Origin of the sequence: Streptomyces sp. NPDC048751 (genome assembly GCF_043198595.1) — a bacterium.
In the GTDB taxonomy this organism is placed as follows: domain Bacteria; phylum Actinomycetota; class Actinomycetes; order Streptomycetales; family Streptomycetaceae; genus Streptomyces.
The window spans coordinates 302,188-322,400 of sequence record NZ_JBICUX010000007.1; the positions used below are offsets into that span (position 1 = coordinate 302,188).

The window sequence follows — 20,213 nt, forward strand, 5'->3', positions numbered from 1 at the left end:
GCGGCAGCCCTTCAGGCGCCCTTCGCGCCGGACTTGCCGTCGCCCTCGACGGCGTTGGTGCCCTGGGGGATCGGGACGCGGTAGACGCCGGTGATCTCGTCCTGGACGTCCCAGGTGCTGAAGGAGACCGTCTTGCCGGGACGCGGGGCATGGATGATCTTGTGGCCCTTGGGGTCCCAGACCAGGCCGACGTGACCGGAGCGGCCGCTGCCCTCCGGCCGGAAGAAGATCACGTCTCCGGGCTGGGCCTGCGACAACGGCACCTCGTGCGCCTTGAGGTACGGCTCCTGCGTGTACGTCGTCGACCCGATGTCGATCTTCCCGCCGCTGGCCATGTAGTACGCCCACTGCGTGAAGCTGGAGCAGTCGAAGCTGGTCGGGTTCTCGCCCTGAAGACGCGGCGCGCCGAACACGTACGGGACGCCGATGCCGCGCTGGGCCCAGCCGAGCACCGCCCGGATGACCGGGTCGTCGGCGTCGGGGATCACACCGGAGGCACCCGCGCCGTCGGGGGCCACGTTCGCGCCGCCGTTGTCCTCGGCGCACTCGGCGTACTGCGCGTCCCGGCCGCCCGAGTCGGAGCCCGGAGTCGTGCCGTAGTCGGGGTTGGCGGTGATCCGGCCCTTCATCCAGTCCTCGGGGTCGACCATGCCCGGGCCCTGGTCCTGGCCGGCGACGAACGGGTTGTCGACGCCGGGGACGCGGACCTCCCAGTGCAGGTGCGGGCCGGTGACGTTGCCGGTCGCGCCGACGGTGCCGATCTGCTGACCACGCTTGACCTGCTGACCGACGGACACCTTGATCGAGGTCTGGTGGGCGTAGAGCGTGATGGTGCCGTCCGCGTGCTGGATCTCGGTCATGTTGCCGTACGAGCCGCCCGGGCCCGCGTGGACGATCTTGCCGTCGGCGGGGGCGTAGATCGGGGTGCCGGAGGGCGCGACCAGGTCGAGGCCGGTGTGGTAGCCGAGGCTCCACATGTTGCCGGTCTGGTGGTACTTGGTGCCGATGGTGTAGGTGCCCTGCTTCATCGGCCACTGCCAGTTCCTGCCACCGGCGGCGGGCTCCTTGGGAGCGCGCGGGAAGGCGGCGGGAGCCGCGAGAGTGGTGCCGGTGGTGCTCCCCGTGCCGGCGGTGCTCCCCGTGCCGGTGAGGCCGGTCGTGTACGCGGCCGGGGCCATGGCGGTGGTGGTGCCGTTCCCGCCGTCGTCCAGCGCCGGCGTCGACCAGGAGCGGGGCGCGGTCGCGGCGATGCTCAGCGCCGAGCCGGGCTGCGCGTTGTTGCCGACCGGCTCCGGGATGTCCGACTGCTGCCCGAGGGTGGGGAAGTCCGGGTTCTTCTCGATGGTGGCCTTCAGATGGGCGTACCAGCGCTTGATGAGCTCCTGGTCACCGGTGAGGACACCGCGGTAGCGGGCGGCCTGGGTGAGGACCACCCGCGGGTAGATCGTGTTGGAGGCCGTGGAGCCGGAGTAGGTCAGCAGCGCCTGCCAGGCGTTGGTCTCGGCCTTCTTGGCGTGCAGGAAGTTCGCGGCCGCCCAGGCGGCGTCGTCGATGTTGTACAGGTCCTTCTTGCCGTCGCCGTTGCCGTCGGCGCCGTAGTCCGTCCAGGCCGGGGTGCCGAACTGCAGGATGCCCATGTAGCCGAGGGAGTTCTTGCCACCGGGTGCGGCCGACTTGTCCTGGCCGTACTTGGTCTCCTGGTACATCTGCCCGACGATGAGCGTCCAGTCGAGGCCTTCGTAGCGGGCGGCGGCGCGCATCGCGGCGAGGATCATCTTCGGCGGGATCTCGTTGCGGGCCGTCTCGCTCGGCATGTACATCTTGCCGGCCGGCATGACCGGGTTGGTCGCCGCCGCGTCACCGGTGTTGCCCGCGTTGGCGTTGTCGGCGTAGTCGTCACAGGCGGCCTGTGCCATACCGGCGCCCATGCCGCCGAGGAGGGAACCCAGGAGGACCAGGAGGAGGGTGCCGATGCCGGCGAGGGGCAGGAAGCCGGCGCCGCCGGCGATCCACATCCACTTGCGGTTCTTCTTCTTGCCGCCGTCCTTGCCGTCGCCGCCACCGCGCTGGGCCGCCTGCTTCGCCGCCTTGGCCGCCTTGGCGACCTTCGCCGCCTTGCTGGCGGCGGCCAGTACCGCCGGAGCAACCATGCGGGCTCACACCCCCGAGTCGTCGGAGGCGCCCACGTCACCGAGGCCGAAGACGTCGAACCCGGAGACGAGCCACTGGCCGTCCTCCTCCTTGACGGTCACCAGCCACTGGTTGGACTCGGTGGTGCTCTCGCCGCCCGCGGTGTGCTGGGCGGTCACCTTGACCAGGCTGGACATCGAACGGCCGCTGTCGCGCACCAGGTCGTCGGAGACCAGGGCGTCGCGTACGACGACGGCGGCACCCTTGGAGGAGCACCGGTCGACCTGGCAGGTCGCCCACTCCTTGCCCGTGGGCAGGGCGGTGACCTGCTTCATCCGCGGGTCGTTCGTGGTGAGCCGGAGAAGGGGGGCGGTCCAGGCCGCGGGCCTGCTCGTGTGGTCGTACGTGGTGAGACCCGCCATGTACCGCGCCATGACCTCGTGGGCCTCGGCGGCCTCGGCGGAGGAGACGATCGGCTGGGCCGCGCCGCCCTTCGCGTCGTCGGCGCCGGTGTCCTGGTCGTCCTCGGCGCCCGAGCCGCCCTTCCCGGCGGTGGCTGTGGGCGCCGCGGAGGCGCCGCCTTCGTCGCTCTTCTCGCTCCCGTCGTCGCCGTTGAACACGGTGAAGACGGTGAGTACGGCGATCAAGAGGGCACCGAGCACCGCCAGCGCCAGCAGTGCCGTGCGCTTGTTCTCGGCAGGCAACTCCACGTTCCCGCGCCTCCCTTGTGCTGAGCCGGTCCGGCGTTACGGGGGTGACCGGGACACGGTAGGGGGAGGCGGGGTGGCCGGAGCTGCGGGAATTCCCGGCGGGGAAAGGGCCGGGCGGGGGCGGGAAAAGGGAGGAAAGCGCGGGCGCTTCGCGGGTGAGGTCAGCCGGCGCCCGGGATCAGTCCTCCGTCGCGGCCCACCGCACGGCGGTGCCGTAGGCGAAGTAACGGGGGTTGTTGGGAACGCTCGTCGGGGGCGCACCGGTGATCACGGTGCCCAGGACGCCGTCGGCGCCGAGAGCCCGCGCCCCCTCCTGCATGCTCACCAGCGCCTCGACCGGACTCGACCGCTCCTGTCCCACCACCACGCCGAGAACGGTGTGGGGGTAGGGGGGCGCGTCGACGGTCGCGGTGTAGAAACCGGTGCTGCGGTCGAAGGCGTCCTGGACCTGCTTCTCGCGTTTCCTCTGTTCACGGCTCACCGCCCCATCGTCTCCCACGCCCCGTGCCCCGCACCGGTCACTCCGGCCGTGCGTCCACCGGCAGCGGGTCGAACGGGTACGCCGTGTGGCCGTCACGCGGGGAGCAGGCCGCGAAGGGGCCCGTGTCCGCGTCCATCAGGAGGCGCAGGTGCGGGTCGGCGTGGTGCAGCCACCACGTCGACATGCCGAGGGCGGGGTCGTGCCGCAGGTGTTCCCAGGCCAGCCAGAGCGCGGAGAGGCGGGCACCGGCCTCGGGGTGCTCCCACCACTTGGGGCACCAAGTGGCCGACGTGCCGTTGACGCGGCGGCGGATCATCTGGGCGAGGTAGTCGGAGACGAAGACGTACACGTCGGCGAAGTAGAACTCCGGCTCCTCCGCGGCGGTTTCGGTGGTGGCGCTCATCGTTCCGCTCCTAGGTCAGGAAGACACCGAGCAGCAGGAGCCCCACCACCACCGCGCCCATCACGATCCGCGCCGTCGGATCCTCGCGCTCCCACAGGTCATGGACGACGGCCCACCCCGTCATCCGCGCCGCACGCCCGCCCTGGAGACGGTTGCCGACGCCCTGCTCGTCCTCGTCCTGCTCCTCGGCGCCGGGCCCGGACGGCTCGGGTTCGGCGTCCAAGCCGACCGGCAGCCCCTGCTGCTCCTGCGCCACCAGCACCATCTGCTCTAGGAGTTCGGGAATCGTGTTCGGCGTGAGGGGATAGGCGTACGTCCCGTACGGCGTCTGCACGCACAAGCGGGCCTGCCAGGGGTTGCCGGGCTCGTAGCCGTCGACCCAGGCGTGCTCGGCCTGGAAGACCTGGGGCGCCTGGGGGGCTTGGGGTACCCGCTGGACCGCAGGCGGCGCCTGCTGGGGTACCCCCCAGGTGCGCGGGTCGGGCTGCTGCGGATGCCCGTTCTCGTCGCTCAACTCTCGTCCTTCGCAGGGTCCGTCGGGTCCGTCGGGTCTCCAACTACGGGTACGTCGGACAGACGTGCCCCGCGCATTGTGGGCCGAGGCCCGTTCCGCGCACCTTCCCCCTGTCCCGCCATGTCCCCGCCACTTTTCCCGGCCGGATTCCCCTGGACGACCCCGCCGGGAATCCCCCGACTCCCGCCGGGAAAAGCGACCCCGGTCCCGTGACCGGTCTTTGTCACACTGCCAGCGCACCTGGCCGAGCCAGGGCCCGTCGTGCGGTGCGGTTCGGACCCGCCCAGGCGGACGGGGAACCGACTCGCTGGAGTAGCCGACTCGATGACAGACCACAACGGGCAGCCCGGGTCCTTCGGTCCTCCCCAGCAGCCGCAACAGCCGCAGCAGCAGGCGTGGCAGGCACAGGGGCAGGGGGGACAGCAGGCCCAGCAGGCCCAGGCGCAGCAGCAGCCCGCCACCCCGCAGCCGTCCTACGCCCAGCCCCAGCAGCTCCCCTCGGACGCGGCCCGCGCGCAGGTCGCCGCCGCCTGGGTGCGCAACGCGCCCGGCCAGGCCGCCGTACCGACGCTGCCGCCGCGTGAGACGGCGCGTCCGCAGGGCGAGTCGAAGAAGGAGAAGCGCGAGCGGGAACGCGCGGCGCGCAAGGCGGCGTACGAGCGGAAGAAGGCGGCGAAGGAGCAGCGCAAGAAGGGCGGCACGGCGACGGCGCCCGCCCCGACGGCCGCTGCCACCTCCTCCGCATCGGCCGCCTCCGCTCCCTCCGGCACCGCGTCCCCTGCCACCACCGCGCCCCCGGCCCGTCCCTCCCGCGACTTCGACGTCCCCAAGCCCGGTGGCCGCATCGCCCCCGGAGGCCGCCGTACCCACGTCGCCCTCCGCGCCACCCTCCTCATCACCACCTGCGTCTTCGCGCTGGGCTCGTGCGGTGTGATGGGCCTGATGGTCGGCAAGTCCTCCGGCCCCTCGACCGCCGGCCTGGACGCGGCCGACGCCGCCAGGTACCGGCTCACGGACTTCCCGACGCAGCAGGCGGCGTCGTTCGCGGAGCAGTACGCGCTGCTGTGCATGACGTACTCCCCCGAGAGGGCGTCCACGCGCCGCGAGAACCTCGCCCGCTACGCCTCCGCGGGCGTCGACCCGGAGTGCGGCTGGAGCGGCGAGGGCAAGAGCACCGCCCTCTCCGCCACCTGGGACGGCACCGCCGAGAAGCTTCCCGAGTACGGCGACAACGGCCGCTACATCGGAGTGCAGGTCCGCACCACCGACGGCGCGCTCACCACGCTCACCGTCCCCGTGTACGTGAAGGACCTCAAGACCGGCGAGGGCATGCGCGTCGCCGGTGACGTCGGGCAGATGCCCATGCCGGCCCGTGCGGACGTGCCGGAGGTCGACCAGGACAACGACGTCGTGGACGACGCCCTGTCGCAGCAGCTCCAGGAGAAGGTGCTGCCCGGCTACTTCACGGCCTGGGGCGCCTCCGACGCGACCGCCATGTCCCGCTTCACCACCACCGACGCGTCCCAGGCGGCCACGTCGGGCCTGGCGGGCCGACTGTCCGAACCCACCGTCAACGACGTGGTCGCGCTCGTCCCGGCGAGCGTCAAGGACACCGACCCGTACGCCTACAAGGAGGGCCAGTCCGTCCAGGTGCGCGTGATCGTCGACTGGGGCGACCCGAAGGGCGAGACCGTGCGCCGCTCGTACCGGATGACGGTGGTGAACACGGCCCAGGGCTGGTTCATCAAGGACATCCGCGGCGGTGTGCTCGACCCGGACGGCGGCCGGGCCGACAGCGACGACACGGACACCGCGCCCGGCACGGGCACCGGCGCCCCGTCGAGCGCCCCGACCGACCCGGCCGACCCGAACGCCTCGGGCCCTGCCTCCCCGTCCGCTTCCGCCTCCACGACCACCCAGTCGTCCAAGGGCCGGAAGCCCGGCAAGTCCTGACCGGGCCGGCGCCCGCCGATGGGCGCCGCCCCCCACCGCTTCTTCATTCACCACCCGAGAGGAATCACCGTGTACCTGGCAGCCACCACCATGGAGGACATGTTCGGAGAGATCGAGACGATCCTCCGCAACGCCGGCACGATGGTCGCCGTCATCGCCCTCCTCATCCTCGGCATCCGCATGCTCCTGTCGATGAAGCGCGGTGACGGCATGCGCGAGGCCTTCCAGGGCTTCGGCATGATCGCGCTCGCCGCCCTGATCATCGGCGGCGCCACCGGCCTCGCCGGTGTGCTCATCGACCTCGGCGGCCAGATCGGCGGCGGCAACGGCTGACCGGCCGTTCAGACCGACCGTCCTGACCATCCATAAGGGGGGAGTTCGCCGACATGAGTGCTGACGCTCCGGAGCCGTTGGTCGCGTACGACCACACCGACCTGGTCAACAGGCCGAAGCGGATCTGGAACTGGGGCAACATCCCGCTGCCCGGTCTGCTGCTGCCCGCGCTGGGCGCGGCCTTCGGCTTCGGGCTGCTCTGGCTGATCGCGCTGTTCTCACTGTCGGCGTTCCTCCCCTTCCTCGGCATGTCGATGTGGACGTCGGTCCTCTACTTCGGACCGCCGTTCGCCGTCTACTTCGTCTGGGGCCGGCCCCTGCCCTCCGCGCTCACGCTGAGCCAGCAGCTGGTGGTGTGGACCGACTGGTGGTTCCAGCCCAAGCGGCTGCAGGGTCTCGCCGCCGACCAGGAGCCCGAGGAACTGCACTGGCAGGTCATCCTCTTCACGCCCGGCTCCCCGCGCTGGCAGGCGCGTTACGAGGCCGCGCGCCGGGCGGCCGCCGAGCGCGGCAGCGCGTTCGCCGCCTCCCGCTGAAAACACCGCCTCCGCTGACCCACCGCAAACCGTTCTCGATTACCGCAGGGTGACTCCTCCATGTTCATGCTGATCCTTCTGGGCGGGGCGGCCGCCTTCTTCGTGGTCGCCATGATCATGGCCGCCTCGTCGAGCAAGAAGCAGGGCCAGGGCGGCCAGAAGCAGTCGTCCTCGTCGCGTGCCAAGTCGTCGAACTCCTCCGCCCGCCGCGAGGACCTGCGCCTCCCCTACCGCTACGCCGACGACATGATCTTCGTGCACGGCGACTCGGTGTGGACGGGCCTGGTGCTGCCCAACGCGATCGACGAGTACCTGAACGCCGGCGAGCTCCAGGCGATGGCCGAGGGCCCGGCCCGCGGCCTGCTCAACCTCGCGCGCGGTGACCGCAACGTCGAGTGCCACTACCGCAAGGTGTACCAGCCGATCACCGCGCTGACCTGGGCGGAGGAGCTGAACGCGGTCGCCTGGGACCCCACCGAGAACTACAAGGCGTACAACCTGCGCAAGGCGGACTACCAGGAGCGCATCGGCGCCAAGCGGGAGCGCAACATCCTGCTGGTGAAGCTGGGTTCGCTGAAGCGCACCAGCGGCGGGACCGGCGTGGTCTCCCAGGACGACGAGCCCTACGACGAGCCCGGCCTGCTCCAGGGCGTGCGCGGCGCCGCCGACCAGGCCGCCGCCACCGCGACCGGTGTCGCCGACGAGCACCTGTCCCCGCACGTCATCGCGGAGTGGGCGCAGGTCGCCAGCGAGGTCCACGAGAGCCTGGAGGGCCTCAAGGGCGCCCCGCTCACCCGCGAGGAACTGGTCTGGCTGATCCGCAAGCCGCTGCACGGCGACCTCCCGGTACCGCCGGAGCCGGTGCTCGGCTCGCGCGCCTGGGGCCCCAACCAGTTCGACCTGGTCGTCGACTTCTCCGGCGAGAACCGCAAGACCCACATCGTGCTGCACCAGTACGACGAGGTCACGGGCGAGCAGCAGACCAGCTACACCACCACCCTGGTCGCCGCCAACTGGCCCGCCGAGACCCGCTTCCGCCAGTCGACCGCGTGGGCGCGCTACGCCGCCCAGCACGTGGAATTCCCCGTCGAGATCGACATGCGGTTCACGCTCATCCCGTACCTGAGGTTCAAGGACCGTGCCGACAAGATCCGCGGCAACCTCGTCGACGAGATGAACGACATGGCCAACTCCGGCCGCACCCCCGACACCAAACTTGGCAGCCAGGTCACCCGTGCCCAGGAGCTCGTCGACGACATCGAGGAGCACAAGATGCCGGGCATGGAGGCGCAGATCCGCTTCACGATCTCCGCGCCGGACGTGAAGGAGCTGGAGCGCCGCCGCCGGATCCTGGAGATGCAGTTCAAGCAGGACCTGAAGGTCACCCTGCTGCGCCCGACCCGTCAGCAGTGGCGCCTGCTCCAGTCCCAGCTCCCGGGAGACGCCCCGAAGCTGCCCATCGCGCCCTACCTGCGCCTCCAGGAGGTCGAGCAGCTCGGCGCAGGGCTGCCCACCGCGGGCACCGAGCTGGGCGACAACCCCGAGCAGCGCTCCGGCAAGCGCCTGGGCTGGGTCGGCAACCTGGTCGGCTGGGCGGGCAAGATGCCGGTCCACTACTCGCTGCACGTGGGCCCGGCCCGCAACGACGGCGGTGGCCTGGCGATCGTCGGCGCGTCCGGCGGTGGCAAGTCCTCCCTCGCCCTGCAGAAGTTCTACGAGGAGTCGGAGTCGGGCGTGCGCTGCCTGGTCATCGACCCCAAGACCGACTTCGCCCAGCTCTGCTACTACCTCGCCTTCGGCTCCCAGGTGAACGACCCGGCCTTCGCGTCCGACGCGGAGTCGGGCATCCTCGGCACCCCGGCGAGCCGATTCCAGCCGGTGAACCCGGAGTTCTGGGCGGAGACGGAGGTCGTCGACCTCCTCAAGGGCCAGGCGGGCGTCCTGGACCCCTGGGTCATCGCTCGCGACGTCCCGGCCGGCCGACTCCTCGCCGAGTCGATGCTGCGAGGCTTCCTCGGCGACGAGGACTACCAGCGCGTGCGCCTCCCCGTCATCGAGGGGATGGCCACGGTCATCGGACGCTACAACTCCGCGATCCGCCAGGCGGTCGAGCAGGGCCTGACGGCCCGCGACGCCGAACTCACCGTTCCCCGGCCGACGTTGTGGCAGGTGGTCGACGAGGTCGTGGCGGCGTACGACCACGCGGTCGCGTCCGGCGACCGCGAGGCGCAGAAGGACCTCAAGCTCGCCCAGATGCTCCTCACGGAGCTGCGCACGCTCCCGTACGCCCGCCTGTCCTTCGCGGAGCGCCCGCAGCCGCTGTCCAGCATGCGCAAGCGCCGTACGGTCATCACCCTGCGCGGCTTCCAGTCCCCCGCGGCCTCCGACCCGCGCAACTGGAACCCGGCGGAACGCCTCGCGGCGACGGCGCTGATGGCGGTCGTGGAGCTGGGCAGCCAGATGCTCGACGTCGGCTACGAGAAGAACCCGGTGACCGGTGAGGTCGGCCTGCGCCCGAAGGCGCTCTTCGTCGACGAGGCGTACGTGGTCACCGCGACCGAGTCCGGCCGCGACCTGATGCGCCGCGCCCTCAAGCAGGGCCGCTCCTACCTCGCCGTCACGGTACTGATCACCCAGCAGGCCATCGACCTCGTCCAGATCGAGGACTCCGAGGCCCGCAGCGGCGGCGCCAACCAGATCCACACGGTCTTCGCCTTCAAGCAGAAGTCGGCCCAGGAGGCGTCCCTGGTCGCACCGTTGCTCGGCCGCCCCGAGAACGACCCGAAGGTCATCGCCGCCCTCCAGGAACTCCGCACCGGTGTCTGCCTCCAGCGCGACGCCGACAAGCGCGTCGGCACGGTCGCCGTCGACCTCGTCTTCCAGGAGATCCTCGCCGCCACCGACACCAACGGCACCACCCGCCCCGCCCGCCAGGGCATCGACCCGCCGGTCAGCGTCTGGGACTGGACCTTCCTCCAGGAGGCCGAGGAGGACCCGGCCCGCACGGCGTCGCCGGCCACGGCGACGGCCGCCGCATGACCCCCACGGAAACCGCCCAGCAAGGCAAGGACACCATGCGATTCAAGCGAGCACTCGCCACCTGCGCCCTCCTCGTCATGTCGACGTCGGTGGCGGCGTGCGGGAGCGGGGACGACGAGAGCAGGAACAGCGGCAGCGACGGCGACGGGAAGAGCGGAGGCAGCTCGCAGCCGGCCGCCTCCGGTCTGCCCGAGGCCAAGGACATGGCGTCCATCGCCTACTACCTCAACAAGTACGCCTCCTGCCTGGACCTGACGCCGGGCGCCGAGTACGACGACTCCGAGGACGCCGACAAGAACCCCGCCTGGGGTGACACCGAGGCCGAGGACCCTTCCTGGGGCATCACCGAGCGGGCCGTCTGCACGGACAAGTACAGCGACGCCATCGCCCTGCTCACCGTCCCGGACATGAAGAAGCTCCAGACGGCCGCCAAGAAGGACGGTCACGCGAGCTTCCTGGTCGGCAAGGACTTCGCGGTCGTCCCGGTCGACGACCGCACGATCGAGGAGCTGAAGGCGTCCGGCCTGAAGTACCTGACGTGCGATCCGGACGCCGAGATCCCCAGCGGCTTCGAGAAGCAGGCCGCGGAGGTCGACGGGTGCGTGCTGAGCGACTACTTCCCGTCCGACTACTGATCCGCCGAAGGACTCCCCATGCTGACCCGCAGCCGGCCACGCGCCGACCGTCCGGCGGCGCCCCGGACGAGGCGCTCCCTCCGCGAGAAACTGATCAGCACGGGCGTCGCCGCCCGCGCCGCCCTGTTCGTGGTGTTCGGGGTGATCGCGCTCTCGCTGTCCACCCCGCAGTCCGCCAAGGCCCTCTTCGACACCTGTGACTGGACGTCGCAGAGCATCAACCAGATGGCCGACATGCCCGGCGCCAACGCGGAGAACATCTTCCCGTCCGTGCAGCAGTGGGACGGCAAGCGCCAGCTCGTCTCCGGCGCGGTGAAGATGCCGGGCAGCGCGGGCGACTACACGCTCTACGAGATCGACGCCATGCGCGGCCTCAACTGGGCGTCCACCCAGGTGAGTCAGGGCCAGGCCAAGGACGGCGACTCCGCGGACGACGACGACTGCAGCATCCAGAACGAGATCAACAACACCATCGCCCAGATGGTGTTCGACCTCAGCAAGATCCTCAGCCGCGCCGCGATCAGCATCAAGGAGATCTCCTCCAACCCGAGCCCGCTCGCCGCGCTCTACGAAGGCACCGTCGAGGGTGACGACAGCGTCGTCGACCGCCTGAACAACGGTGTGTTCAAGCTCGCCGTACCCACCATGATCCTGCTCACCGGCCTGTGGGTGTTCGGCAAGTGGCGCAAGGGCGACATGCGCGAGGTCTGGGCCGGCGTCGGCTGGGCCGCGTTCGTGGTCGTCGCCGTCTCGGCGTTCCTGGTCAACGGCAACTACGTGGCCGTGGTCCAGACGGCCGACTCCGGTATCGCCCAGGGCAACGCGGCCCTCACCGAGGCCGTGCTCGACAGCGCGGTCGACGGCGTCGCCCCGCCCTGCGACCTGGACGACAACGAGCCGCAGCGCGGCATGCGGATCTCCAGCTGCGCCATGTACGACACGCTCGCCTTCCGCCCCTGGTCCATCGGCCAGTTCGGCGACGTCGGCAAGCAGCGGATCGAGTACAAGAAGACCGAGGACTGCGACTTCGGCAAGGGCGACCGCTGCACCGACCTGCGGGTCAAGCAGGTCGTCGTGCAGTCGGTGACGAACTTCGACTACTACAACGGCGACAAGGACATCATCAAGTCCAAGGAGAACAAGTACGGCGAGCTGCGCAAGTACATCGCCGAGAACGAGAGTTCCCGCTTCTACGAGCAGTGGAGCGGCCGCAAGCCGGCCACCCGCATCAGCATCGCGATCTACGCCCTGGTCGCCTCGCTGATCGTCGGCATCATGGTGATCGTGCTCAGCGCGCTGACCCTGCTGTGGCACGCGGTCACGCTCATCATGGTGATCCTGCTGCCCCTGGTGGCGATCATCTCGATCCACCCCACGCAGCAGAAGCTGCTCAGAGGCTGGTGGCAGACCTTCGTCCACAGCTTCGTGCTACGCGCAGGCTTCGGTGTGATCCTCACGATCCTGCTGCTCTTCTACCAGATGATCCTGCCGCTCCAGATCCCGCTGGGCATGCAGCTGCTGATGCTCCTGCTGGTCACCATCGCCGTGATCATGCTGCTGAAGAACCTGCTGTCCGGGAAGTTCTCCCCGCAGGTCGCGGGCGCCGACGACGCCCTCGGTGTCGCCGACGCGGCCGGCGCGGCCAGCGGCAACCTGGCCGACAAGACAGCCGGTGTGATCAAGCCCAAGGACGGCACGATGGGCCGGGTCGCCGGACGTGTGGCCGGCACTGCGGCCCGCAACATCGACCGGCGACTGCTGCGGGCGAAGTTCCAGCGTTCCGGACTCCTCCCGGTGGGCCAGCGCGAACAGCGGCAGGCCGCCTACGAGAACACCCGGGGCGCGCACAAGAACTACCGGAAGATGGTCGCGGACAACCAGCAGGAGCGTGAGCAGGCGGACGAGGACAGGCGCGCTCGGCGCACCGGCCGGGTCAGCTCGGCCACGCCGAAGACGGGCGCCGACCCGTCGGCGGCCCCCCAGCCCGGCCAGCAGCCCCAGCCGCATCCGCAGCCCCAGGCAAGGCCGGCGGCCCCCCAGCCCCGGCCGCAGGCCCCCCAGGCGGCCCAGCCACCGGTGCAGCAGCCGTCCGTCCCCCGCCCGGCGCCGGCGCCCCAGCAGCCGGCGCCCACGACACCCCCACCCCCACGGGACCCGCGCAACCCCAACGGCCGCGTCTGACCCCGTCCCCCGACCCCTGCAACCCCGAGGAGCCACCCCATGCCAGCCCTGACCGCCGACCGCACCCCCGACCAACTGGTCGCGGAACTCGAGCGGCTCATCGGCGTGGACTGGCCCACGGTGTGGGCCGGGGTCCCGGAGGACGAGGGCAAGCGCACGTACTGGTGCGCGGGCTTCGGCTGGCGCCCGCTGTGGTTCGAGGGCGGACTACGGGTCCGTACGCCCCAGGGCGCCCGCCTGCTCCTCGCCTCGGCCGCCCCCGGTCGCCCCGTCACCCGGATCGAGCACACGGCGTGGTCGGCCCGGGCTCGGGGCACGGACGAGAACCAGCGGGTCACCGAACTGGCGCAGGCCCGCTGGACGGCGTACCTGGACGCGCTGCGGGGCTTCATGGGCGCGCCTCAGTGGGACGGCACGTGGGACGCGCCGGACTTCCCGGAACTGCCCGGCCGCGGCCCCTGGTACAGCCCCGAGTGGCGCCTTCGGCACCGGGATCCGTACCGGGTCGCCGTGTGGTCGTTCCGTACGCCCGAGGCGCCCGTGATCGAGTTGCAGATGACGCTCGGGGCGGGTTCCGAGGCGGAGCCGGCGCCCGCCGATGCAAGGATCGCACTCAGTTGCCACGGCCCGGGGACCCCGGGGAGCAACGGGCCGGCCGACTGACACCGACGTACAGAAGACAGTAGCGGGAGCGCACATGCCGACATTCGCGATCGACGAGTCACCGCAGAAGCTGGGCAGGGAACTGGCCGGCCTCGAGTACGTGGACTGGCCCGCGATCTGGGCCGGGCCGCCCAACCCAGGCCAGGCCCTCGACGACTGGTGCGCGCTGTTCGGCTGGAAGCCGATCGCCGAGGACCGTGTTCTGAGCGTGCGCACCTCGACGGACGGCCGGCTGACCCTCACCCCCGTCGTCGAGGGCGGCTGGAGCCCGGTCAGGTCGCTCGGGTGGACCACCTGGCACCTGCGGGCCGACAGCTCCGACGAGAACGACCAGGTGCTGCAGACGGCCGCCGAGGCCTGGCCCCGGTACGAGGCGGCCGCCCGGGAGGTCCTCGGCACACCGGAGTTTTCCGGCTCCTGGGACTCCCCCGACTTCCCCGAACCCCACGGCCGCGGCCACTGGCTGCCCTCCCGCGAGCGGCGCCTGCGCAACCGCAACCCTTACCGGCTCGCCGTCTGGCGGGGCGCGAGTGCCGAAGAACCGGTGATCGCGCTCGAAGTGTTCAGCGGAGGAGTCACCCCCTCGGGAGCCGGCCTGCGGGGCGTCACCATCAACGTGAACTGCTACCCGCAGGAGACCGAGTGACCGAGGCCACCCTCGTCCAGACACCCGTACAACGGGCCCTCGCCCTCCAGACCGCGCACGGTGCCGCTCTCGAGGAGGGCGAAGGCGAGCGCATCGCCTACGAGATCATCGACGCGGCCACGGCGGCAGGGAAGACGGTCGAGGAGTACGTCGTCGAGTACGCCAAGGGACTCGATGTCGCCGCTCCCCGCGAGGGCATGAAGTCGGCCTTCTGGTCGTACGGGATACCCCACCCCGACCTGCCGGCGGACAAGGTGCTGAGCAGCCAGTTCCTCGCCGCCGTCTGGACCGACGTGGAGAACGAGAACGACCCGGACAGCGCGCGCTATCTGGAGGGCACACCGGGCGGGCAGGTTCTGGACCAGCTTCACTTGTGGAACCCCGACGTCTACAAGGCGCTCGGTCTCAACGAGCAGCAGGGCAACGCCCTGGCCCGCGAGGCCTGGAGCGCCCTGTCGGAGAACTACGCCAAGGCCACCGACGGTGAGGCGATCGTCTTCGGCGGCGAACTCGTCCCGTGGAGCGTCGCCTACGAGACGGAGATGCCCCAGCTTCGCCGGGGCACCGGGCCCGAGAACATCCACTTCATGTACGACCTGCCCGAGTCCGTATTGAAGGGGCTCCCGCCCGAGAGCCGGGAGTTGCTGTCCGAGGGGGCCGTACGGTCGCACGTGCACTTCAAGGCTCCCGATCCGGACAATCCGCCGACCCAGAAGTACTGGGAGGCCGGCTACCTGGACTTGGAGCAGCTGCGCTCCCTCCCCACCCCCGAGGCCCAGCGCGCCGCCATCCTCGAGGCGTGCGAGCGGGTGGCCCTGCTGGACACCCAGCAGACCGAGGCCGAAGCCGAGGCACAGCGGCAGGCTGAAGCGGGCGTGGCCATGGGCTCGGAGCAGGAGGTCGCCGCGCCGGGCGCCGAGGAGCGGCAGCCGTCCGAGATCACCGCTCCCCCTGTCAGCACGCACGGCGTCTTCCTGCCCGGCGTCACCGTCAACACCGGGGCGGAGTCGCGGCAGGCCGAGTCCCCGGTGAAGACCGCGGCCAGCGCGATCAGCACCCACGGTGTCTATCTGCCCGGCGTCAAGGTCGAGGCGAAGAGCGTCGTGACGCCGAGCCCCGAGAACGCTCCGGCGGCCCCCACGCAGGCCCCACCGGCCCCCGAGAAGTCCAACGACGCAGGCCTGGGAGTGTGACCTGCCCATGAGCCGCACCCGTCGCACCACCTCACCCGGCCAGGACTCGCGGCCCCCCGCCGGCACCCCTCTGCGCCGCCTCCTCCGCCTCATCCACCAGGACGAGGACGACCCCTGGGCCGTCCGTCTCCTCCCCCGCGTCGTCTTCGGTCTCGCCGCCGCCTACACGCTCGTCACCCTCGCCTCCCAGAGCGGCTCGTCCTTCCTGACCGTCTGCGCCCTGCTCGTCCTCGGCGCAGTCGTCTGGCTGCTGCGGCGCAGGGTCCAGCTGCTGCTGGCCCTCGGGTCGAGCATCCTCGCCGCCGCGTTCGCCGGCTACTTCTCGGCGGTGGGTGACGCGGCCCGCTGGAACACGGGCGCGGCGGTGAGCGGCACGGCCGCCTTCGGCTACTGGGCCCTCGTCGGCATGGCCCTCCTCGGCGCTTGGATGGTGAAGGACCACCCGGGCCGGCGCGGCGTCACCGTCGTCCTCGCGGATGTGATCCTCGTCATTGCCTCCGCCGTGGGGATGTTCGTCCCGGAGGCGGGTGTGCCGGTCGGATTCGTGGGAGTGATCGGGGTGTTGGCGGTGCGCGGCGGAGCCGTGAAGGCCATGGCCGGCCGGATTTCGACGCCCCTCAGTCGCCTGATCCGACGCAAGAGCCCGGGCCCGGTGGACAGCTGAGGCCGATGTGAATGTTTGGTCGCGTCACTGTGTCAGAACTGCACGCCCTTTGCAGATGCGTTGCACGGGGTTGACGAATTGCTTTAAAGTCCCCCGCGATCAAGGATCACCACGGGGGACATCACACATGCGTATGGCAAGCCATACGGCGCTGCTCGCGCGCTCGTCGCGCGGGCCGGTACGGGGGGCGCACATACCCGACGCCGCCCTGCCCTGCCGGCGCCGACCGGACGTCTTCCAGCACCCGCTGCTGGAGAGCGCGGACACCACGACGCTCACCTCACCCGAAAATCGCCGTCAACACCTGGTGCTGCAACGCACCGCCCGCGACCTGTGCGCTTCCTGCCCGTTCTGGGCGGAGTGCCTCCAGGACGCCGTGACCCACGCGGATCCCTCGGGCTACGCGGCCGCGACCACGCGGGAGGACCGGCGCTGGATCCGCCGCACCCTCGGCATCGGCGACGCCGACGGCGGCCTGCCCACCCGCACGGCTGACGGTTTCGGCTCCACCTCCCGCCGACTGACCCGCCTGCGCTCACGCACCGGAGAAACGGTCCTGCGCCACCCGGGCGAACAGGGCCTGCCCGAACTGGACCGGATCCTCGACGCGTTCGATCTGCGCCAGGACCAACTCGCCCAGCAGCACAGGGCGTTGCAGCAAACACAGCCCGACACACCGGAGCAGTTGCACGAGCACACCGGCACACAGCCGACCCACAGACAGTCCCCCACCCACGGGCCGACGGAAAGCAGGAGCGAGGACATGGCAGCGGCCGAGTCCGGGCAACGGATCGCCTTCTCCTACGAGGATCCCGCCCAGGCCGTACGACAGGCCCTGCTCGGCCCACTGGTCCGCTCCGCGCTGCCCGCGCTCACCAGCCTGGAACAGCTCGTCACGATGCTGATGAGCGTGCCCGGCGGCGAGGTCACCCCCGACACGGTGCACGAGGTGCACGCGGTGCGCACGGCCGTGGAGTCACTGCTCCCGGAGGGCACGGTGAGCCCTGAGGAAGCCGAGCCCTCCTCGCGTACCCTCACCGGCTCCGTCTCCCTCGAACTCGCCACCACCGACCCGGTCACCGCACTGCGCCGCGACTTCGTGGAGCCCCTGCTGCGCGAACTGGCCGCGTCCCTCGGCAACATCGAGAAGGTGGCGACCATGCTGGCCGCGACGTCCTGCGACAACGACGAGGCCCACCTGGAGGCCATCCGCACCGCCCTGCACGGCATCCGCGCCCACCTGCCGCACCCGGCGCCCGCCGGCAGGACGACCACCGCCACCGGCTCAGCCGCCGCCCCCGCCCGCCGTCCCGCCACCGCGCCCAGCATCCGCGCCGCCGTGGAGGCGGCCGTGGCGACCTTCCCCGGCCCCTTCTCCGCCCGAGACGTCCTACGGGCACTCCCGCCCGGCGTCTACGGCGACCCCTCGAAGACGATCAGCAACGTCCTGTCCACTCTGGTCAAGTCGGGCCGCCTGCAACGCCTGGCCCGCGGAACGTACGCCCGCACCGTCGACGCCCCCGACCACGCGAAGAGCGCCTGAGCCGGAAGGAACCCCGATGACCGAAGCGACCCCGTCCCCCACGGCACCCGGCGCCGAACTCGACGCCCAGGTCCACGTCTTCTCCCCCAACGCCGGCCTCATCGACGGCGTCCCGGTCACCGCCCCGCCGTACGGGGACATCCAGGACGTCATCCTCTCGATCCTCCAGCAGCGCGCCCAGCAACTCGGTGGCCCCACCCCCGCGACGATCAACGACAACCGCTACGGCGGCGCGATCCGCCTCCTGATCCACCCGGACGGCAGGACGGAACAGCTGGACTGAGGCCTGGGCGGTTCAGCTCCGCTTGGGCCCGGTGATCGCCTCACCGATGACGAATCCCTTGGCGGGGCCTTCGGGAATGGTCACCTCTGTGCCGTAGGGGACACGGTGGATGTCCTCCCAGTCGGCCTTCTCGGGGCGGGGCCCAGTGAAGAGGGTCACGGCGCCCTGGCCGTCGTAGTCGTCGATGAGGATGTAGACGGGGATACCGGCACGGGCGTATTCGCGACGCTTGCGGATGCGGTCGCGGTCCTGGTTGCTCTTGCCGGGGGAGACGACTTCGACGACTGTTGAGACAGCGGAAGCCTTGATCCCGAGCCCATCCTCTTCCTCGATAAGCTCCGCGTCCCGAGCAGCCACGAGCATGTCCGGAATCCATGCCCTACGTGCGTGGATCACGTTCGTGTCGTTCCAGGCACCGCACTCGCTGTCCTTCAAAAAGATCGCCAGAGCGTCCCGGAAGCGGTTGACGACCTGGGCATGTGCAAAGCGGCCGGTGGGCGACACCTCGATGGCTCCCTCAATGAGCTCAGCGCGGTAGCCCTCGGGGAGTTCCATGGCCTTCCATACCTGCCACAGGCCCTCGTCCGGGTCGGAAACGTTCAAGAAGTCAGCCTGCGCCTCGGACATGGTCTCGGGCCTCTCGTGTGCGAGAGCGGTCAAGGTGGCACCTCCTCCTCAAGTGTGGGCTGGGTGTGCGCAAGGCACAAGCAACGCGATCACGGTAGGTACGGCAATTGGGCTGACCAGGGGAAACCCCTCCAGTTCACCCGTTCGAGCGAGAGCGCAACAGCTCGAACCACACACCCTTCGCATACCGCCCCGCCCTCTCATCGGCCACCCCCCACCCGTCCGCCATCTCCTCGACCAGCGCGAGCCCCCTCCCCCAGCAGGCCACTGCCCCCGCGGCGGGGTACGCGACGACCGGCGGATCGGGACTCTCGTCGAAGACGCTGACCCGGAGGCCGGCCGGGGTGAGCCGGATGCGGAGCATCGCGGTGCCCTTGGTGTGCAGGTGCACGTTGGTGACGAGTTCCGAGGTGCAGAGGGCTGCGGGCATGACGAAGGGCTCCCGGTCGTGGGTGAGGAGGACGGCGCGTACGAAGTCCCGGCAGACCCGGGGCGAGGTGATGTCGGCCGGGGCGAACAGGCTGTACTCGTGAATGAATTGAGTGGGGCGGTGGGCGGCGAGGCGGGCGGGGTTCATGGGGTGGCTCCTGCGTATGCCCGGCGATGGCGTCGCCCACGGGGCGTGGGTGCTCTGTCGGCTTATGGGCAGGGGAGGTGAAACGGTTTCGGTGCGTGACCGACCCCGCACTCACAGTAGAGCAATAGGGCTTTCATGAACAACCCATCCACCCCTATTGATGGACCAACCGCCCCCAAACCGGGCAGACTTCAGGCACGCCGACAAGGAGAGACACGTGGGACTGCGCACGACCATCAGCGAGCGTCAGCGGCGGCTCGGCTTCGAACTCAAACACCTGCGCGAGCAGGCTGGATTGACGGCTGGTGAGGCGGCCGAACGGATCCGTATGGGCCGGGTTCAGCTGAGCCAGATCGAGACCGCCAAGACGAGCATCCTGACACCGCGGCTGCGTGAACTCTGCGACCTCTACGGTTGTACAGATAAGGCGTACATTGAATCCCTGGTTGCCTTGTCCGAGTCGACCGGCAGAGGTTGGTGGCGCACGTACCGCAAGCACATGGGGCCGGACGCCCTGAATCTGGCGGAACTCGAATCAGAGGCCGTGACCATCAGGACCCACGAGCCCCTGCTCGTTCCTGGCCTGTTCCAAACCGCCGACTACACGCGCGCCATCTTCACCAGCCCGGAGCTGGGCTTCGCCAACGCTGAGGCGGGGCTGAGGTTCCGCATGGAGCGGCAGCACATCCTGACGCGCGACAACCCGCCGGCCGTGCATGCCGTCATCCACGAGTCGGCACTGCACATGCGGTTCGGTGGGGACGATGTCATGCGGGAGCAGTTGCTGCGTCTGATCGAGCTTGCACGCCTGCCCAACGTGACCATCCAGGTATACCCATTCAGCGCCCAGGCCCAGGCCGCGCTCACCGGTAACTTCGCTCACATCGTCCCCGCCAACCCGAAGCTGGGCACTGTGGTGGTCGAACAGATCCTGGGATCCCACTACTTGGTGCACCGGCAGCAACTCGCGGAATACGACTCCCTCTTCGCGCGCATCGCGAAATACGCCCTCGCCCCAATCGACGTATCGTTGGCCCCCGAAGCACGCTCGGTGAAGGACTCGTTGGCCCTGATCCAGCACCTGCTCTACACGCTCTGAGGA

General features: G+C 70.4%; 20 protein-coding genes. 13 read left to right on the plus strand and 7 right to left on the minus strand.

Features of this window, described 5'->3' with window-relative positions; translation table 11 throughout:
* Nucleotides 1–11: 11 nt before the first annotated feature.
* The 5 genes from ACGFNV_RS23800 to ACGFNV_RS23820 form a co-directional block, all read right to left on the minus strand.
* Nucleotides 12–2,150: a peptidoglycan DD-metalloendopeptidase family protein gene (locus ACGFNV_RS23800; protein WP_393624983.1), complete on the minus strand. Its 2,139-nt coding sequence runs from the start codon at nucleotides 2,148–2,150 to the stop codon at nucleotides 12–14.
* A 6-nt stretch (nucleotides 2,151–2,156) separates the two neighbouring features.
* Nucleotides 2,157–2,840 carry a hypothetical protein gene (locus ACGFNV_RS23805; protein WP_393624984.1) on the minus strand — a complete coding sequence of 228 codons (684 nt, stop codon included), beginning with the start codon at nucleotides 2,838–2,840 and terminating at the stop codon, nucleotides 2,157–2,159.
* A gap of 178 nt (nucleotides 2,841–3,018) precedes the next feature.
* Entirely contained in the window at nucleotides 3,019–3,321 is a 303-nt protein-coding gene (locus ACGFNV_RS23810; RefSeq protein WP_393624985.1) for a hypothetical protein, read from the minus strand.
* A 37-nt stretch (nucleotides 3,322–3,358) separates the two neighbouring features.
* A complete protein-coding gene (locus ACGFNV_RS23815) occupies nucleotides 3,359–3,724 on the minus strand; it encodes a DUF4913 domain-containing protein (RefSeq protein WP_393624986.1) in 366 nt (121 codons plus the stop codon).
* 10 nt (nucleotides 3,725–3,734) lie between these two features.
* A complete protein-coding gene (locus ACGFNV_RS23820) occupies nucleotides 3,735–4,238 on the minus strand; it encodes a hypothetical protein (protein ID WP_393624987.1) in 504 nt (167 codons plus the stop codon).
* A gap of 324 nt (nucleotides 4,239–4,562) precedes the next feature.
* Here ACGFNV_RS23820 and ACGFNV_RS23825 point away from each other — a divergent pair, with 324 nt between their 5' ends.
* The 12 genes from ACGFNV_RS23825 to ACGFNV_RS23880 all read left to right on the plus strand — a co-directional run bounded on the left by ACGFNV_RS23825 (nucleotide 4,563) and on the right by ACGFNV_RS23880 (nucleotide 17,907).
* The gene (locus ACGFNV_RS23825) at nucleotides 4,563–6,191 is read left to right on the plus strand and encodes a conjugal transfer protein (RefSeq protein WP_393624988.1); all 1,629 of its coding nucleotides are present in this window, start codon (nucleotides 4,563–4,565) and stop codon (nucleotides 6,189–6,191) included.
* Nucleotides 6,192–6,260: 69 nt separating this feature from the next.
* Nucleotides 6,261–6,524, plus strand: a complete 264-nt coding sequence (locus ACGFNV_RS23830) for a hypothetical protein (RefSeq protein ID WP_133928284.1) — start codon at nucleotides 6,261–6,263, stop codon at nucleotides 6,522–6,524.
* Nucleotides 6,525–6,577: 53 nt separating this feature from the next.
* Nucleotides 6,578–7,060: a hypothetical protein gene (locus ACGFNV_RS23835; protein ID WP_393624989.1), complete on the plus strand. Its 483-nt coding sequence runs from the start codon at nucleotides 6,578–6,580 to the stop codon at nucleotides 7,058–7,060.
* Nucleotides 7,061–7,120: 60 nt separating this feature from the next.
* Complete coding sequence (locus ACGFNV_RS23840; RefSeq protein WP_393624990.1) at nucleotides 7,121–10,099, plus strand: ATP-binding protein; 2,979 nt, start codon at nucleotides 7,121–7,123, stop codon at nucleotides 10,097–10,099.
* Nucleotides 10,096–10,734 (plus strand): hypothetical protein, encoded by a 639-nt coding sequence (locus ACGFNV_RS23845; RefSeq protein ID WP_393624991.1) that lies wholly within the window; start codon nucleotides 10,096–10,098, stop codon nucleotides 10,732–10,734. The genes ACGFNV_RS23840 and ACGFNV_RS23845 overlap by 4 nt, the downstream gene beginning before the upstream one ends.
* An 18-nt stretch (nucleotides 10,735–10,752) precedes the next feature.
* Nucleotides 10,753–12,915 carry a hypothetical protein gene (locus ACGFNV_RS23850; protein ID WP_393624992.1) on the plus strand — a complete coding sequence of 721 codons (2,163 nt, stop codon included), beginning with the start codon at nucleotides 10,753–10,755 and terminating at the stop codon, nucleotides 12,913–12,915.
* A 39-nt stretch (nucleotides 12,916–12,954) separates the two neighbouring features.
* A complete protein-coding gene (locus ACGFNV_RS23855; protein ID WP_393624993.1) occupies nucleotides 12,955–13,578 on the plus strand; it encodes a hypothetical protein in 624 nt (207 codons plus the stop codon).
* Nucleotides 13,579–13,612: 34 nt separating this feature from the next.
* Nucleotides 13,613–14,224: a hypothetical protein gene (locus ACGFNV_RS23860; RefSeq protein ID WP_393624994.1), complete on the plus strand. Its 612-nt coding sequence runs from the start codon at nucleotides 13,613–13,615 to the stop codon at nucleotides 14,222–14,224.
* The gene (locus ACGFNV_RS23865) at nucleotides 14,221–15,417 is read left to right on the plus strand and encodes a hypothetical protein (RefSeq protein ID WP_393624995.1); all 1,197 of its coding nucleotides are present in this window, start codon (nucleotides 14,221–14,223) and stop codon (nucleotides 15,415–15,417) included. Before ACGFNV_RS23860 ends, ACGFNV_RS23865 begins: the two co-directional genes overlap by 4 nt.
* A 7-nt stretch (nucleotides 15,418–15,424) precedes the next feature.
* Nucleotides 15,425–16,081: a hypothetical protein gene (locus tag ACGFNV_RS23870; protein WP_393624996.1), complete on the plus strand. Its 657-nt coding sequence runs from the start codon at nucleotides 15,425–15,427 to the stop codon at nucleotides 16,079–16,081.
* A 127-nt stretch (nucleotides 16,082–16,208) separates the two neighbouring features.
* Nucleotides 16,209–17,624, plus strand: coding sequence for a WhiB family transcriptional regulator (locus ACGFNV_RS23875; RefSeq protein WP_393624997.1), 1,416 nt, complete (start codon nucleotides 16,209–16,211; stop codon nucleotides 17,622–17,624).
* A gap of 16 nt (nucleotides 17,625–17,640) precedes the next feature.
* The gene (locus tag ACGFNV_RS23880; RefSeq protein WP_393624998.1) at nucleotides 17,641–17,907 is read left to right on the plus strand and encodes a hypothetical protein; all 267 of its coding nucleotides are present in this window, start codon (nucleotides 17,641–17,643) and stop codon (nucleotides 17,905–17,907) included.
* Nucleotides 17,908–17,919: 12 nt separating this feature from the next.
* Here ACGFNV_RS23880 and ACGFNV_RS23885 read toward each other — a convergent pair whose 3' ends face one another.
* Both ACGFNV_RS23885 and ACGFNV_RS23890 read right to left on the minus strand, forming a co-directional pair.
* The gene (locus ACGFNV_RS23885; protein WP_393624999.1) at nucleotides 17,920–18,567 is read right to left on the minus strand and encodes a Uma2 family endonuclease; all 648 of its coding nucleotides are present in this window, start codon (nucleotides 18,565–18,567) and stop codon (nucleotides 17,920–17,922) included.
* A 103-nt stretch (nucleotides 18,568–18,670) separates the two neighbouring features.
* Nucleotides 18,671–19,111, minus strand: a complete 441-nt coding sequence (locus ACGFNV_RS23890) for an ATP-binding protein (protein WP_393625000.1) — start codon at nucleotides 19,109–19,111, stop codon at nucleotides 18,671–18,673.
* A 217-nt stretch (nucleotides 19,112–19,328) separates the two neighbouring features.
* Here ACGFNV_RS23890 and ACGFNV_RS23895 point away from each other — a divergent pair, with 217 nt between their 5' ends.
* The gene (locus ACGFNV_RS23895; RefSeq protein ID WP_393625001.1) at nucleotides 19,329–20,210 is read left to right on the plus strand and encodes a helix-turn-helix domain-containing protein; all 882 of its coding nucleotides are present in this window, start codon (nucleotides 19,329–19,331) and stop codon (nucleotides 20,208–20,210) included.
* Nucleotides 20,211–20,213 lie beyond the last annotated feature (3 nt).

Coding starts and splice junctions, on each gene's coding strand:
- ACGFNV_RS23845 (WP_393624991.1), top strand. CDS start 10,096: ATGACCCCCACGGAAACCGCCCAGCAAGGCAAGGACACCATGCGATTC.
- ACGFNV_RS23835 (WP_393624989.1), top strand. CDS start 6,578: ATGAGTGCTGACGCTCCGGAGCCGTTGGTCGCGTACGACCACACCGAC.
- ACGFNV_RS23860 (WP_393624994.1), top strand. CDS start 13,613: ATGCCGACATTCGCGATCGACGAGTCACCGCAGAAGCTGGGCAGGGAA.
- ACGFNV_RS23800 (WP_393624983.1), bottom strand. CDS start 2,150: ATGGTTGCTCCGGCGGTACTGGCCGCCGCCAGCAAGGCGGCGAAGGTC.
- ACGFNV_RS23815 (WP_393624986.1), bottom strand. CDS start 3,724: ATGAGCGCCACCACCGAAACCGCCGCGGAGGAGCCGGAGTTCTACTTC.
- ACGFNV_RS23850 (WP_393624992.1), top strand. CDS start 10,753: ATGCTGACCCGCAGCCGGCCACGCGCCGACCGTCCGGCGGCGCCCCGG.
- ACGFNV_RS23890 (WP_393625000.1), bottom strand. CDS start 19,111: ATGAACCCCGCCCGCCTCGCCGCCCACCGCCCCACTCAATTCATTCAC.
- ACGFNV_RS23855 (WP_393624993.1), top strand. CDS start 12,955: ATGCCAGCCCTGACCGCCGACCGCACCCCCGACCAACTGGTCGCGGAA.
- ACGFNV_RS23875 (WP_393624997.1), top strand. CDS start 16,209: ATGCGTATGGCAAGCCATACGGCGCTGCTCGCGCGCTCGTCGCGCGGG.
- ACGFNV_RS23870 (WP_393624996.1), top strand. CDS start 15,425: ATGAGCCGCACCCGTCGCACCACCTCACCCGGCCAGGACTCGCGGCCC.
- ACGFNV_RS23880 (WP_393624998.1), top strand. CDS start 17,641: ATGACCGAAGCGACCCCGTCCCCCACGGCACCCGGCGCCGAACTCGAC.
- ACGFNV_RS23825 (WP_393624988.1), top strand. CDS start 4,563: ATGACAGACCACAACGGGCAGCCCGGGTCCTTCGGTCCTCCCCAGCAG.
- ACGFNV_RS23840 (WP_393624990.1), top strand. CDS start 7,121: ATGTTCATGCTGATCCTTCTGGGCGGGGCGGCCGCCTTCTTCGTGGTC.